This window comes from Nocardioides sp. (genome assembly GCF_034670285.1).
Taxonomy (GTDB): Bacteria; Actinomycetota; Actinomycetes; order Propionibacteriales; family Nocardioidaceae; genus Nocardioides.
In genome coordinates this window covers 1-2,027 of the sequence record NZ_JAXMNS010000530.1, presented here as the reverse complement: position 1 = coordinate 2,027, position 2,027 = coordinate 1, and the positions used below count along the sequence as shown (strand labels likewise).

The 2,027-nt window shown below is 66.8% G+C and carries 4 protein-coding genes; 2 read left to right on the top strand and 2 right to left on the bottom strand.

The window, feature by feature from the left end; translation table 11 throughout:
* Positions 1-201 precede the first annotated feature (201 nt).
* Both VOI19_RS18645 and VOI19_RS18640 read left to right on the top strand, forming a co-directional pair.
* Positions 202-738, top strand: a complete 537-nt coding sequence (locus VOI19_RS18645) for a hypothetical protein (protein WP_323794437.1) — start codon at positions 202-204, stop codon at positions 736-738.
* 239 nt (positions 739-977) lie between these two features.
* Positions 978-1,520 carry a PKD domain-containing protein gene (locus tag VOI19_RS18640; protein WP_323794436.1) on the top strand — a complete coding sequence of 181 codons (543 nt, stop codon included), beginning with the start codon at positions 978-980 and terminating at the stop codon, positions 1,518-1,520.
* 15 nt (positions 1,521-1,535) lie between these two features.
* On the opposite strand, the gene VOI19_RS18635 is transcribed toward VOI19_RS18640, so the two are convergent.
* Entirely contained in the window at positions 1,536-1,805 is a 270-nt protein-coding gene (locus tag VOI19_RS18635; RefSeq protein WP_323794435.1) for a hypothetical protein, read from the bottom strand.
* Between the two features lie 20 nt (positions 1,806-1,825).
* The coding region (locus tag VOI19_RS18630) for a hypothetical protein (protein ID WP_323794434.1) at positions 1,826-2,027 on the bottom strand (202 nt) is incomplete at its 5' end.

Sequence of the window (2,027 nt, the reverse complement as noted above, 5' to 3'; positions counted from 1 at the left end):
CGGCGCCACCAACACCCACGAGGCCCAGCTGCTGTGCCCCCGACACCACGCCCTGGCCCACCGAGAACCACCCGACCCACCAAGTCGGACGTAGGTCGGACCAGCTGTCGTAGTTATCCACAGCTCCGAGGCTCCGGGGGTGTGATCGGGGCAGTTCGTGGGTAGCGTCGAGGTCGACATCGATCTCGGAAGGCTTTCTCGATGCGTAGACGAATCATGCTGCCCCCGCTCCTGCTTGCCCTGGTGGTCGGGCTGGGGGCCTGCTCCGGTGATCCAGAGCCCATCATCGAGCCCGCTCCCAGCGCGACGGCCACGGCGTCGCCAACCAGCGAACCCACGCCCACCGCGGAATCCGTGGGCGAGAGCGCTAAGCAGTTCATCCGGCGCTGGCAGATGGCTGCGTTCGAGATGCAGCGGACCGGAGATACGGGGGACTACCGCGAAATGACCCAGGCTTGCGAGAGTTGCAACGCTTTCGTCGACACAGTCGAGTCCATCTACGGGGACGGCGGCTCGATCTCTCTGGAGGAGCCGAGCGTGGTGCGGATCGAGAAGGTCGGTCAGTCGAGCGGCACGTCGATCTATGAGTTCGACACGGTGACTTCAGCAACGACCGTTGTGGACGCCAAGGGGAAGGTGTCGCAGCGGCTCGAGGGCGGACGAACCCGCTACCAGGTGAATCTGGATCGGCCGGACGAGGTTGGCTGGCGAGTCACTCGAATTTCGGAGCTTGTCTGATGCGGCGGGCAGGCCGTTCCACACTGATCGCTGTCGTGGCGATAGTGCTCGCTCCGACTATCGCGGATGCAGATCCGCAGCTTGATCCGAACTCCAACCTGCAAGCGGTGAGCGCCAGCGATCAACAGCAGGGGACTGCGGCATTCGAGCAAGTCGCCTCGGAGGCGGGCCCGGACTACGATTTCGCGCCGACGTGTGGGCTGGGAGCGCAAGCGATCTGTTACGAGGGTGCGCCGTGCGTGACCGCCGGGGTCGACGGAATCCTCTTCGACATCTTCCTGGGCGGTGAGAAGGTCGGCGAGACGTGCGTCACCGAGCAGGAGGCTGCCCAGCAGGAGCAGGTCACCCCAGGCCGCGTCCTGCGGGCGTTCCGCAGCTTGACGTGGCCGCAGAGTGACTTGGTGATTCAGCCGCCGGGTGGGCAGACGTTGGTCAACTTCGCCACGAACTTCTACACCGACAACGACCAGCCCTCACGCCAGAGCGTGAGCCTGCTCAACCAGGACGTCCTGATCGAGGCGACCCCGACGTCCTACACCTGGCGCTTCGGTGACGGCACGACCTCGAGCACGTCGACGCCGGGTGCGGCTTACCCCGCGCTGGAGGTCACCCACGACTACGCCACCGTGGGCGCCTTCGCCCCGAGCCTGGACACCACCTACACCGGTCGCTACCGGCTCAACGGGGGACCTTGGATCGCGATCCCCGAGACCCTCACCGTCCCCGGCGTCGCTCAGCAGCTCGAGACCATCGCCGCCCGCCCGACCCTCGTCGACTACTGAGGGTTCGCCAGCGGCTCAGGAGTAGCGGTGGCTCTTCGCCGCGTGACCGTGCTCGCGGGTGCACGTGCGACCGCTCATGTTGCGGTGACCGCAGAGCGTCTCGCCAGCGGCGTCGGTGTCGGCAGCCTTCGCGACGGTCGTGGGCTTGCCCGCGGCCTTCTTCGGCGCTGCCTTCGCTGGTGCCGCCGAAGGGGCAGCAGTCTTGGCGGGACCGTTCTTCGCCAGCTTCTGGGCTGCCTCGTAGCGCGCCTCGCGCATGGCCCGCAGGTTGTCCATCTTGCTCATCGTCGACTCACCCGTGCAGCCTACGGCGCGCCACCGACAGCCCGGAGCACGGCACCGTAGGTGTTCTCGAGATCGCCCCTCACGCTGCGCACCTCGATCAGGTCGGGACGCAGCTCGCGCAGCTCCACCAGCCTCCGGTGATAGCTCGTGATCACGTCGTCCCCGCCCTCAGCGGCGACGATCCGGCGCACATGGGCCGATCGATGGGTGTCTCGATCCACA

Coding starts and splice junctions, on each gene's coding strand:
- VOI19_RS18645 (WP_323794437.1), top strand. CDS start 202: ATGCGTAGACGAATCATGCTGCCCCCGCTCCTGCTTGCCCTGGTGGTC.
- VOI19_RS18635 (WP_323794435.1), bottom strand. CDS start 1,805: ATGAGCAAGATGGACAACCTGCGGGCCATGCGCGAGGCGCGCTACGAG.